Annotated in this window: 1 protein-coding gene; it reads right to left on the bottom strand. The window is 72.6% G+C overall.

What is annotated here, in order from left to right; genetic code table 11:
- Nucleotides 1-49: 49 nt before the first annotated feature.
- The coding region (locus tag JNW91_RS31400; RefSeq protein ID WP_238426043.1) for an O-antigen ligase family protein at nucleotides 50-1329 on the bottom strand (1280 nt) is incomplete at its 5' end.

The following is a 1329-nucleotide window of genomic DNA, read 5'->3' as shown; positions in this document are numbered from 1 at the left end:
GTCCACCGGCGGCGAATGCTCCGGGCCGGCCGCGGCCGGGTCGCGGCGGTCACGCCGGCACCGCCACGGGCCGGGCGGGCAGCGGACGCCACCGGGCCGACCGCTCCCGTTCGGTGAGCGCCATCGCGAAGGCGACCGCGAAGAACGCGACCGCCAGGTTCTGGTTGGCCATGCCGTAGAACGGGATCTGCACCAGGCAGACCACCGGCACCACCGCCAGCCACTGCCCGGCCGCCGAGGTCGCCCGCGCGCAGATGACCGCGGCGGCGACGAACCAGGCCAGGAAGCAGAGCAACGCCGGTACGCCGTGACTGAACAGCACCATCCAGAACTGCCCCTGGGTGCCGATCGGCGCCGCCGCGGAGACCGTGTCCACGTTCACCGGTGCGCCGTAGCCCAGCCACGGCGACTCCTGCACCCGACGGATCACCTCGGTGTAGAGCGAGAGCCGGTCGGTGTTGGTGTCGCTGGAGTCGACCCGCTGGCTGATCAGGTCGGTGATGGGAATGAACAGCGTGGCCAGGGCGCCGATCACCACCAGCCCGACGATGGACGCGGCGACCCGCACGTTGCCGCGCAGACTCGCCCGCACACCGAGCACGGCCAGCCCGGCGCCGAGGCTGAGGAACATCGCCCGGTTGAGGGTGAGGAACGCCGGCGCCAGCGACAGCGGCAGCGACGCCAGCAGCACCCAGCGCAGCAGCCCGCGCGGGCGCAGCATGGCGAGGGCCACCACGCACGGCAGGGTCATCGCGTACGCGCTGCCGTAGTTGTTCGTGTACGCGAACGGCGCGGCCGGCCGGTAGATCGGATCGAGCGAGCGAGCGCTGTACTCCGCGGTGGTCAGGTGCACCATGTCCTGGATGAACGGGGTGCCGGCCACCCCGCCGGGCAGCAGCATCTCCATCGGGGTGGTCATCGCCAGCCGGGGCACCAGCACCCCGAGCCAGCCCAGCACCACCAGGCCGAACCAGAACGCGCAGAGCGGGCTGAGCACCGCCACCAGGTCGGCGCGTTCCCGGGCCGCGGCGTAGACGTAGACCCCGACCACCAGCGCGGTCAGGTAGAAGGCCAGCCGCAGGGCGAACGTGAGCAGCGAGGCCGGCGACGCCAACTGGGTGGCGCTGACCACCACGATGGCCAGGAACAGCAGCCAGATGCCGCTCGCCGGCGGCAGCGGCACCCGCCCCCGGGTGAGCAACAGCGCGAACAGCAGCGCACCCAACAACGGCCAGCCCAGGTAGAACGCCCCGAGCGCCCACCACAGCGGCACCAGTCCGAACATCAGCGACAGCGGCCAGAGCGGCAGCCGGGGCGGCGGCGGAGGCG

This window comes from Micromonospora parastrephiae (assembly GCF_016802865.1).
Classification (GTDB): Bacteria; Actinomycetota; Actinomycetes; order Mycobacteriales; family Micromonosporaceae; genus Micromonospora; species Micromonospora parastrephiae.
Note: the sequence above shows the minus strand (reverse complement) of the source record. Positions and strands in the feature narration are given on the sequence as shown.